Genomic DNA, 9,942 nt, shown 5'->3' with positions numbered 1-9,942 from the left:
CTTCGTTCGGGACGAAGAGGTCGCAGGTTCGAATCCTGTCAGCTCGACCAATTTCCAAGCCGCCTCCGGGCGGCTTTTTGATTACTTATTTACTGATATAAAACAATTTTACTCATTAATAACTCTGCACTTCCCCTATTTTGCGCCAAGGCAAATAAACAGCATCATGCTGATTGAATTTACCCTCCTCACAGGAACAAAATCAAACGGGCAAATCTTCTCAATTAAGCCTGGAGGATGTCGGGGGTATTTACCGATGCAGAGGAAAAATTATCTATGCCCAATTCTCACCCCTATGCCAGGCAGCATCACAGCCGCTGCGGAAGTACTCTATAACATCCCCCCTAAACACAGGAGAATGAACCTCCTCCACAAAAAAGCCCCGTTCATATTTCATGAACGAGGATGAGTCAAATGAAGTCGAATCAGGGAGAAAAAACCGGGTTACTTGCCGGATTCCGGTTTAAAGCGGGCTGCTTCCGATTCGGCGGTGATTTTTGCAGGCTCGATATGCAGGAGCTTTTTCATGGCACGGCCCGGGTCGCTCTCCGTCATCGGAAAATATCTGACGTGATCGCCCAGGCTGTAGGAATCCAGTCCATAAATGCTGTCAGCCGGAGTAAAATCTTCCGGCGTGTTCAGCAGTTTTTTTACCTCCTTTGAAGACGCAAGGACATAACTCAGATTACAACTGGAATACAATTCCGTTTTAGGAAAGCTTCCCTTGGGAAGCTTATTGGCGTGCCCATTCCACTTGACCAGAGCTTCTACAGGAATATCTCCCCGCAGCGACTGAACGACGCGGGCATAGTGCGTCGTTCCCTGGTCAGTGGAGACTATTTTGTAAATGATAACAGACAGGACCACATCGCTTTTTTCTAAATTTCGGGCTGTACCCCTGAGAAAACTATCCTGTTCTACTTCGGCCTGCGTAGCAACATGGGAAGAACGGTCTGGCTTTCCAAGGGCTACGGTTGAAAGTAACCCTGAAAACAGAACGCAAAGAAAAGAAACATACTTCATATGTATATATTAGATACTGATTTTTTGGTTTATATTCAATAAAAATAGGGCGAACACAAAAAATGTCCACCCTATGAATATATTATTTAATATCAGTTATTAATCATCCAGTGTCGATCTTTGGAGCAGCCACACGGGGCCGGAAATAAAACTGCCCACGCCAATGTTATTTCCCGGACACATTCCCACATGCAGACTATCGCCAAATACGATAATATCTCCAGCCTGGGGAGTGTTGTACCCATTTTCTCCATCATCCGGATAATCAGGAGTCCCCAGCAGGGTACGGAGATAAACCGCCATTTGAGCTGTGCTGATGATAATGTGCTTTTTACCCCCCAACGCCAGGGAATTACCTTTTGCCCCAATATTATTGGCTCCCGGAGCTCCATTAAGGTCAATACCATAACTACTAAGAGCAATGCTCAGACGCAAGGCGCAACTGTTAATGTAATTGGCATCTCCCGAAACGTGGCTATCGTTCAGCCATCCTCCAATATAGTTCCACACATCATCTGTAGTCATGGTGGGATAATCCACTACATTATAGCATCCCAGTAAACGTTGTGCATTGGCAATATTCCAAAGATTTTTTGGAGCATCAATTTCCCAAAGTTCCAGTTCGGAATTTCCCATCTTGGGAACAAACTCCTCCGCATTGGGGTAAGGAGCAATTTCTTCCGGTACGGCAAGGTTCTCATGATGCAGTTTCGCATAGTGGAAGCCCTTTTTAAGTTCCTTGCTTCCAGAAACGGATGTGGACGAATGTGAGCCAGTCAATTCCGCTACCTTTTCACCATTGATTTCCAGATAGCCGTTGTCGTCAATCTGAATCGTGAAATTATAGGTTCCATCTTCCGGAACGCGGATATATCCTTCCCAGTCATGTACCCCGGTTTCTTCCGTCTTGTGCCATCCAATCTTGGAGGACTCTTTCTTCGTTACCTTGTAGCAACGGTTGTTTTCCACATCCAACGGGTGGAACGGTTTTGTAGAGATATAGCCATAATGTTATGTTTCGTATCGTTTACTACTGAATAAACTGAATATTCAGTTCATGGAAACCTTGAAAGATTTCTCGCTCCCCATCAACAAGTTTAACGCGTAATCCAACCCTCATTCGGAACGTGAAGGAAAAGGTTAAAACGGCACGACAATCAAGCGGAAAACAAAGGATTTGAAAAGGGCACAAGAAACGCAATCATTGATTATCAATAGTTACATTTCAAATTTTCTTCATTCGGGACGAAGAGACCGCTGGTTCGAATCCTGTCCTTTCGATTATTTTCTAACAACCTCTTCCGGACGGTTATTTTCCGGTAAAATCACTTCCCCTTCAAAAGCCAGTCAGAAACCCACTAGCAGCTGATTCTTCTATCTGAAAAAAGCCCCTGCTGGGATACTTTATCAGTCATCCGTCAAATTCCCATTGCCCCGCGCATGTTTCTTTCTCTAAAATGCAGGTAATGAGTGAATACTTCCTGAAACTTCCCGGCGATTCCCAGCCGAGAGCCTATTCCGAATACGAAGTCCGTGAATTTCTGGGACAGGGCGTGATCGACTCAAAAACGCTTACCTGGAAACAGGGCATGGAAGGATGGCAGCCCGTAGCCCAAGTTCTTCCGCCAATGTCACCTATATGGGAGGAAACACAAGATCAAGAGAGCAAAGATCAACCAGAGGAGCAGCAGTACCGCTTGCGTTATCCTTTAAACGGGCTAGCCAAATTATCCATTTTGGCATGTTTCGTATTGCTGCCCTTCATGCTCTGGAGCAGCTGGATTGTTTTTTCCAACAATGTCGTTAATTATGAAGAAATTCAGACACTCATTCAGCAGAATATGGTTCACCTGCCATCTTTTGCGGCGCCATTGGTCTTCCTCCTCAGTATCCTGTTCATTCCATCCCTGCTTATCCAGCTGATCTGGCTGTACCGGGCATCTGCCAATATTCAGGAATTTCAAGTTCAGGGAATTCGGTTCACTCCATTCCTTAGCGTTCTTCTAAGCTGTATGCCGGTAGTCGGCATGGTGCTCAATGCCCTGGTTCTTCAGGAAATATATAAGGCATCTAAAAACCCGGCAGAATGGATGCTGCAAATACCCTCCCGTTCCCTGCGATTATATCTTCTGGTGACTACGGCTCTAACTCTGTGCACCCTTTTCCCTTTCGGGGCGGAACATTACGTGACGGCCTTTCTGCTCACCGGCGTACTGATGACGGCAGCCAGCATCCTGTGGCTGGTCTGTGTCCTGCAAATCACCAGAAAACAGGAGGAGCTGGTCTCCAAAAATCAAAACTCCTGTTCCTGATCGAAAAAACCGTAATCAACGTTTTTCCTTTTCTTCCGAGGACGGCTGACTGCCTGGGAGGATTTTATCCAAAGCTTCCATGCTGTTATCCTTATACAGATTCTCCAGCAGTTTTTCCCACCCCGCCGCCATCTGAACCTGTTTCAAGGCAATAATAGGATCAGGCATCATCATTTCCGGGTCGGGAGCATATTGCTTTAGCACCTCATCCGGATTGATCCTGTTAAACGTTGTCTTCCCATAGCCCGGCATTCCCGCCTCATGAGCGATGGATTCAATCATCTCAAAATGCAAATGCGCCAAATAGTTGCCGTGCGCAGTTCCGACTGAGCCGATTTGCTCTCCGCGTCCCACCAGAGTCCCCAGCGGAATATCGCTGACGGTTTTCAAATGGGCATACAGACTCTGTACAAAACGCCCGTCCGGCAAGCGGTGCAGCAGCACAACAACATTTCCCCAATCTGAAGAAGGCTCTCCTGCATAAATCAGCAATCCGCGGCCGGCGGCCCGCACGGGCAGTCCCTCATCCGTATTTTCTCCTCCTATTCCATTTAAATCCTGTCCTGCATGCCTTCCCTTACGGGCGGCATTCATATCCCCCACACCCTGGGCAACATAGGTAAACGCTCCATTTTCATCTCCGAGGGGCGATGTAAACACATCGGCCAGAGGCGCCTTTGCCAGTTCCTGGGGTGTCAACAAAACCATCCGGTAATCTACAGGAACCGGAGCAGACCGCGGAATATCTTCGTCATAAATATTATGGGGCATCCCGGCCTCCGGGACGGCGGCATATTTCGTCTTGTACCAGGCAAATGCCGTAATCAAGACACAGGCCGTTCCCAAAAGCCCCATAATGACGCGGGATGTCGTCTTATCTATCATCGTGCCGACTCTATACCCACGGAACCGGATTTACAATCACAAGATAGTCAGGCCAGCGTCTGCGGAAATTTTTCCATCCACAATTTGCGCGCCGCACGGATATCTTCTGAGGAAACACGGCTGGAGAGCTCCCATACGAGCGGAACTCCATGCGGGAAAAAAGGAAGAAGGCGTTCAAAGGGAACCACTCCTCCCAGAAGGGGAACCTGATGATCTCGCGCGGGCCATTTGACGTCGTTCACATGTCCTCCAATCAAATGGGAGGACATTCGGCGAAGAAACTGCTCATGATTTAATATAAGCAAATTGTGCTTTCTTTGAATATGCCCGAAATCATGCCAGTAACCGATAAAGGGATTGTCACCAAACTCCTTCATCAACAAATTCATTTCATCCTCACTCGGCACCTGCTCATAATGGCTGCGCCCTTCAATGCCCAGCTTGACGCCAAATTGTCCGGCTTGCGGAAGGAGCTGCCGGAGAGCTTCACGCGCCCGTTCCAGATAAACGGGAGCCAGACGGTTGCGGCGGCGTACAAATTCGCCCTTGGCGTCGGCAAACGATTCCGTTCCCACTATTCCCTGACGCGCCAGGTTTTGCAAATGAGCCGTATCCGTGCGTTTCGCCAGGGGTTCCACCGTTCCCATATGCAACACGATATATCCGGCCCCCAGTGCTGCGCCCTGTTCAATAGACTTTTTCGTCAATTCAATAGCCTTGGAACGCACCTGCAATAAATCCGCCGTAAAAGGCCTGCTGTCAGGAGAATCCCCCACCTCGTCAATCGGAGCGGGGAAAAAATTATGCACCCCGGCCACTTGCACCTTTCCGGCATCTACCGCCCTCATGATACCGGGCAGAAGGGATAACTTGATGCCGTGGGAAAGTTCCACATGGTCAAAACCCAAAGAAAGAATCTCATCAATCATTTCTTCCCCGTCCTGATGACGGTGGGAATTCCAGCACGTAGAAAATACCAGCATAAAAAATCAATTATTATGAGCTGATGGAACCGGGGTCCGTATAGCAATCTTCCATCCACTCCTTGACGGCGGCAGTCATGCTCCCGGCTACGTCCGCGCGAGGTTTGACGAAAGCCGGAATAAACCACGGAAATGCGCCCACCAGGTCATGAATCACCACAACATCGCCATCACATGTATGGGAGCCGGAACCAATACCCAATGTGGGAATGGAAGAATGTACGGTAACTTGTCGGGCAGCATGAGGCGTTACGCCCTCCACAACCACAGCACAAGCCCCCGCCTCTGCCACAGCCTCCACATCCCTTACCAAGGCTTCCTCCTCCGCGGAGGATTTCCCTTTAATCCTATATCCTCCCTCCTCCAGCACTTTCTGCGGTAAGAGGCCGATATGACCCACTACGGGAATACCGGCATCCACAATAGCACGGATATTTCCTGCCTGGGCTGCCCCCCCTTCCAGCTTGACAGCATCCGCTCCAGCCAAAAACAATTTCTTTGCGGATTGCACGGCCTGTTCCACCGTATCATAAGAATGTATGGGCATATCTCCCACCAGCAGGGCGTTCTTCACTCCGCGCGCAGTAGCTTCCACATGATGAAGCATATGATCCAGCGTCACATGAGTGGTATCCGGAAAGCCCAAAACCACCATCCCTAAGGAATCCCCTACCAGCACAATATCTACGCCGGCTTCATCCAAAAGGCGGCCTGTAGGATAGTCATAAGCAGTAACCAGAGTCACATGCCGCCTGTTCTTGCAGGCGCGGATTCGTTCCGCTTTCTCAAAAGATTGATTCATGGCGTTCAATAAACATGCAATTTACCAGCGTTCCGATACCAGAAGCGGCTCAGCCTCATCCGTATCCAATTCCGCCAACAGGCAGGCAACCGTTTTATGCTGGCGCGGCAGGATAAGCTCCGGCCTGATATCTGAAAGAGGTTTTAAAACAAATTTCCTCAAATGGGCTCTGGGATGGGGGAGAATCAGACGAGGAGGATCATTGACCACCATGTCCCCCACATAGATGATATCCACATCCGCCGTGCGGGGTTCACAGCGAATCCCGGAACGAATGCGTCCCAAGGCTCGTTCTATACCCTGGCAATGCACGAGCAATTCCTCCACCGTACCGGGCCAGGTAAATTCCACCACGGCATTCAAATAATCATCCGCACCATGCGGACACCCTTGAGGACTGGTGGCATACAGAGAGGATTGCAAAAAAGGATCATCAGACAGGCTCATCTGCAACAAATGATCCCTGGCCTGAACCATCAGGCTGTTTTTATCCCCAAGATTGGACCCCAGTGCAATGCCTGCTCTCTTCATCAGTAAAAAACATCGTGGCCGTTCCGGAAAAGAAGAACGGCCACGATGCCGAAAAAGTTATAATTGGGACAACCCCAAAACGTCTTCCATGGTATACAGACCTGGTTCCCTGCCTTGAAGCCAGAGAGCCGCGCGAACTGCTCCGGAGGCAAATGTCATACGGCTGGACGCCTTATGGGTAAGTTCCAGCCGTTCACCATCGGAAGCAAATATTACAGTATGGTCTCCCACCACATCTCCTCCCCGCAGGGAATGCATGCCTATTTCCTTGGCGGGTCGAGGCCCTACCAACCCTTCACGGCCAAAAACCACACTATCTTCATAATTCCTGTCAATGGCGCTGGACAGGATTTCTGCCAGTGTCCGGGCAGTACCGGAAGGAGCATCAATTTTGTGACGGTGATGCATCTCCATTACCTCTATATCGCAGCTGCCTCCCAGAATCTGGGCAGCCTTGCGCGTCAGCCAGAACAGGGCGTTCACCCCTACGGAATAATTGGAAGCGAACACAATCGGAATGGATGCCGCAGCATCCACGATCTCCTGGCGTTCCAGCTCCGTATGTCCCGTAGTGCCAATCACCAGAGGTTTGTTATTGGCAACAGCTTCCGCCAGCAGAGTGCTGGTGAAAGCATGATGGGAAAAATCAATGGCTACGTCGCATTTGGCGAGGGCGGGATAAAGCTCCTGTCCCTGATCATGAGTAGAACCCACGCAAGTATCCGGATTCTGCGTCACCGCCTCTTGAATAGCCTGGCCCATGCGGCCCGAAATGCCTGTAACAAGAATGGAAATCATATCACTAAAATATTAAAGAATATTGAAACGCTGAAGAAGAGCGGAAAGCTGAGCTTCCTTCTCTTCTGCCAATGGAACCAGCGGAAGACGTATGCCGGGCTGTATATCTCCTCTCATCGCCAAAGCCGCCTTGATCGGAACAGGATTGGAATCCAGAGTCATTAGCCCTTTCATCAACGGATAAAATGTCTTCTGGAGGGAAAGCATTTCCCCCATATCCTGATTCAGGCCAGCTTTGACAATGGAATTCATGATGCCCGGAAGCAGATTGGATGTTACGGAAACCAATCCGCTGGCGCCACAGGCCATAAAAGGCACCGTCAGGCCGTCATCGCCACACAGAACAGTGAAATTTTCCGGAACCACCTGCATCAGCTGGTTCACGCGGTCCACATTGCCGCCGGCCTCTTTCACACAAACAATATGCGGGCAATCCTTCGCCAGACGGCTGATTGTTTCCACACTGATTTCAATCCCGCAACGCCCCGGAATGCTGTACAGCATCATCGGCAGACGGGTAGCGTCCGCAATAGCCTTGAAATGGGCATAGACTCCATCCTGAGAAGGTTTATTGTAATAGGGGCACACCTGGAGCGTTCCGTCTACTCCCATCTTTTCCGCTTCCTGGGTCATATGGATAGCTTCTGCGGTGGAATTAGCACCCGTTCCCGCAATAACCTGAATACGGCCAGCCGCGCTCTCCACGGCCAATTCTATTACCCTCAAGTGTTCTTTTACAGTCAAGGTGGGGGATTCTCCCGTGGTACCGACAGCCACAATGCCGGCCACGCCGGCAGCTATCTGCGCTTCCACAAGCATTCTAAAAGCCTCTTCATCGACCCGGTTGCCGGCAAACGGAGTCACAATTGCTGTATAAAGACCTTGAAACTTCATAACCTTACTTGGAAATATACTATCTTAACAGACACTTTTTGTCACGACAGAATACAGAAATATGGCACGCCTGTCAGGCATCCTGAAATACCATTCGTGAACAAATGGAGCAAAACTCCAGGCAGGAATTAAACAGGGACAGGAATGATTCCGGCCGCCTGCCGGGCCGCCAGGCAGCTTTCCTTCCATTGACCACGATATATTCCCGGTGAATATGGCGACCTTCGTTCCCACATAAAAACAACGCAGCCGCACAGGCGGAAGAAGCCAATCGAGACTGGGAAACATACCGAAATACCGGACGGTGAATTACGATCTGGCTCATTCTGACATCTCTCCGGTTCAGGCAATTTTCCAAGCCCGCGGTATCTTCCTCCCATACTCCCTTTTTTCCAGAACGGGAAACCATATTCACAATCATGGCCCCAGAAACAAAGGCATGTTCCAGCAAAACGGACAGACGAACACGGGAAGAACAACTCAGCCCCTGCACCTCGACTGAGGCATCTTCACAAATAATCAAATAATCAACACGGCCATAAAGAGTATGTACCAGACCAGCAAAAGAAGCCAAATCGGAAGAATGGTTCAGGCGGCCTGACATGACCAGGTGGCTGCTGCCCGGAAGACAATCAACGATATGGCAAGATTCTTCACCGGCCTCATGAAGCATGGCAACCACAGTTCCCTGACAGGCAAATACCTTGGCTGCCAAATATCCTATATTGCCGGCGTTGCCCAGAATGACGACCACAGGTTTCTGAATGACTTGGGATTTCATATGCCGCCATTCTGACGAAAGAGTGTAATCCGTCAATACCCCACACATACTTAAGTCATTAAGAAAGAAAAAGGAATAGTTAAGAAAAAATTATATGGTCACGATATTTTACAAGGGCTGGAATTTTATTCATCGTAGAGACTGAGCAAGAGATTTAAAGGGGGAAATAGGGATATGCAAGAAGCGAACAGGCCCCGCGAGTCAAGTGACTGGCGGGGCCTGATGGAAAAAAATCCCGGCGGCGACCTACTCTTGCGGGACCTATCGTCCGACTACCATTGGCGCGGCAGCGTTTCACTTCCGGGTTCGGAACGGGACCGGGTGGGACCACTGCGCTCTGGCCACCGGGCTTCAGGGGGAAGAGGTGATTTTTTCTTCATCCTGCCTGCCCGGGAGCCCTGCTTTTTTGGGGGCTTCTGAGTGAGGGATTTTTTTCAGGGTATGTGTGTGGCGGCTAAGAAGATTTCCGTCCTTTGTGTGGGGAGGGATTCAGCGTAAACTGACATCTGCGTGGCTGGTGGTTGATGAACATGCACAGGTAAATGAGACAAGAGCAAGTTGTCATTCACGACGGGGAGTGATGTAATATGATGAAGTCAATTGGTAATTAGTATCGCTCGGCTCAATACATTGCTGCACTTACACCTGCGACCTATCAACGTGGTGGTCTTCCACGAACCTGTAGGGAAAACTCATCTTGGGAAGGGCTTGGCGCTTAGATGCTTTCAGCGCTTATCCCGTCCGCACTTAGCTACTCGGCCATGCACTTGACAGTACAACCGATGCACCAGTGGTGCGTCAGACCCGGTCCTCTCGTACTAAGGTCTGAACCCCTCAATTTTCCAACGCCCACAGAGGATAGAGGACCGAACTGTCTCGCGACGTTCTGAACCCAGCTCGCGTGCCGCTTTAACCGGCGAACAGCCGGACCCT

The 9,942-nt window shown here is 49.7% G+C and carries 11 protein-coding genes and 2 rRNA genes; 2 read left to right on the top strand and 11 right to left on the bottom strand.

Going from position 1 to position 9,942, the window contains the following annotated elements; genetic code table 11:
• The coding region (locus tag WW58_RS12695; protein ID WP_288143383.1) for a hypothetical protein at positions 1–409 on the top strand (409 nt) is incomplete at its 5' end.
• Between the two features lie 35 nt (positions 410–444).
• Here the strand turns inward: WW58_RS12695 and WW58_RS01135 are convergent.
• Positions 445–1,023 carry a hypothetical protein gene (locus WW58_RS01135; RefSeq protein ID WP_046434668.1) on the bottom strand — a complete coding sequence of 193 codons (579 nt, stop codon included), beginning with the start codon at positions 1,021–1,023 and terminating at the stop codon, positions 445–447.
• A 99-nt stretch (positions 1,024–1,122) separates the two neighbouring features.
• Entirely contained in the window at positions 1,123–1,992 is an 870-nt protein-coding gene (locus tag WW58_RS01130) for a PA14 domain-containing protein (RefSeq protein ID WP_237970605.1), read from the bottom strand.
• A 497-nt stretch (positions 1,993–2,489) separates the two neighbouring features.
• On the opposite strand from WW58_RS01130, the gene WW58_RS01125 reads away from it, so the two are divergent.
• Positions 2,490–3,335 (top strand): GYF domain-containing protein, encoded by an 846-nt coding sequence (locus WW58_RS01125; RefSeq protein ID WP_180975884.1) that lies wholly within the window; start codon positions 2,490–2,492, stop codon positions 3,333–3,335.
• Between the two features lie 15 nt (positions 3,336–3,350).
• On the opposite strand, the gene WW58_RS12690 is transcribed toward WW58_RS01125, so the two are convergent.
• The 9 genes from WW58_RS12690 to WW58_RS01080 form a co-directional block, all read right to left on the bottom strand.
• Positions 3,351–4,220 carry a M23 family metallopeptidase gene (locus WW58_RS12690; protein WP_102758966.1) on the bottom strand — a complete coding sequence of 290 codons (870 nt, stop codon included), beginning with the start codon at positions 4,218–4,220 and terminating at the stop codon, positions 3,351–3,353.
• A gap of 47 nt (positions 4,221–4,267) precedes the next feature.
• Positions 4,268–5,203: a sugar phosphate isomerase/epimerase family protein gene (locus tag WW58_RS01115; protein ID WP_046434662.1), complete on the bottom strand. Its 936-nt coding sequence runs from the start codon at positions 5,201–5,203 to the stop codon at positions 4,268–4,270.
• A gap of 13 nt (positions 5,204–5,216) precedes the next feature.
• Positions 5,217–6,005: a 3-methyl-2-oxobutanoate hydroxymethyltransferase gene (gene panB, locus WW58_RS01110; RefSeq protein ID WP_046434660.1), complete on the bottom strand. Its 789-nt coding sequence runs from the start codon at positions 6,003–6,005 to the stop codon at positions 5,217–5,219.
• 21 nt (positions 6,006–6,026) lie between these two features.
• Positions 6,027–6,536 carry a 2-amino-4-hydroxy-6-hydroxymethyldihydropteridine diphosphokinase gene (gene folK, locus WW58_RS01105; protein WP_046434658.1) on the bottom strand — a complete coding sequence of 170 codons (510 nt, stop codon included), beginning with the start codon at positions 6,534–6,536 and terminating at the stop codon, positions 6,027–6,029.
• A 57-nt stretch (positions 6,537–6,593) separates the two neighbouring features.
• Positions 6,594–7,334, bottom strand: coding sequence for a 4-hydroxy-tetrahydrodipicolinate reductase (gene dapB, locus WW58_RS01100; protein WP_046434656.1), 741 nt, complete (start codon positions 7,332–7,334; stop codon positions 6,594–6,596).
• Positions 7,335–7,346: 12 nt separating this feature from the next.
• Positions 7,347–8,228 (bottom strand): 4-hydroxy-tetrahydrodipicolinate synthase, encoded by an 882-nt coding sequence (dapA, locus tag WW58_RS01095; protein WP_046434654.1) that lies wholly within the window; start codon positions 8,226–8,228, stop codon positions 7,347–7,349.
• Positions 8,229–8,301: 73 nt separating this feature from the next.
• Complete coding sequence (locus WW58_RS01090) at positions 8,302–9,009, bottom strand: hypothetical protein (protein ID WP_046434652.1); 708 nt, start codon at positions 9,007–9,009, stop codon at positions 8,302–8,304.
• Between the two features lie 233 nt (positions 9,010–9,242).
• Positions 9,243–9,358: ribosomal RNA gene (gene rrf / locus WW58_RS01085) — 5S ribosomal RNA — on the bottom strand.
• Positions 9,359–9,596: 238 nt separating this feature from the next.
• Positions 9,597–9,942: ribosomal RNA gene (locus tag WW58_RS01080) — 23S ribosomal RNA — on the bottom strand; the annotation flags it as partial.

This window comes from Akkermansia sp. UNK.MGS-1 (genome assembly GCF_000980515.1).
Taxonomy (GTDB): domain Bacteria; phylum Verrucomicrobiota; class Verrucomicrobiia; order Verrucomicrobiales; family Akkermansiaceae; genus Akkermansia; species Akkermansia muciniphila.
The sequence above is the reverse complement of the archived record's forward strand: the minus strand, read 5'-3'. Positions and strand labels throughout refer to the sequence as shown.